Source organism: Pseudogemmobacter sp. TB195 (assembly GCF_058313095.1).
The window spans coordinates 1-509 of the sequence record NZ_JBZEGG010000241.1 but is presented as its reverse complement, the minus strand read 5'-3'; the positions used below and the strand labels follow the sequence as shown (position 1 = coordinate 509).

The window sequence follows — 509 nt, the reverse complement described above, 5'->3', positions numbered from 1 at the left end:
CCAAAAGCATCACAGTGACGACCGGCCCAGAAGGCAAGGCTACCGCCATTATTAACGCGTTTACCTGGTGCAGTGGTACGGTGTCGGCCAAGGTGGATTACAACGGGAGCCCCAACTTCGACAACGTTGATTACAATAGTACGGCGCCGGCCGGGCTTAAAGTTGACATAACTGACGTTGAATATTGTAAAATAAATGATCAAAATACTTGGTATCCGCCAAAAATGGAAGAGGTTAAAGTAAAAGATGGCAATGGTAGTGATGCGACCATTGAAGCATACGGTGTCCCGGCCACGAAAAATAGCTACGTGAAGGTCCACGTCCAATATACGTTGAACGATAGTCCGTGGGCTGGCTACGGACAGATCGTCTTTTCTGTCGATAGTAATGCTTTATTGTCGGGAAACATTTCACCCCCTAAATGGCAGAACACGGTCAGCGCGATGTACAACACGCCTGATGACAATTATATCCCGTCCGGTGAAAAATGGGCGGAGGTTTTCATGCAG

The 509-nt window shown here is 47.9% G+C and carries 1 protein-coding gene; it reads left to right on the top strand.

Annotated features, from left to right (window positions below):
• Positions 1–509: hypothetical protein (locus AC4FS3_RS29580; protein ID WP_491023511.1), on the top strand; the 509-nt coding region annotated here is incomplete at both ends.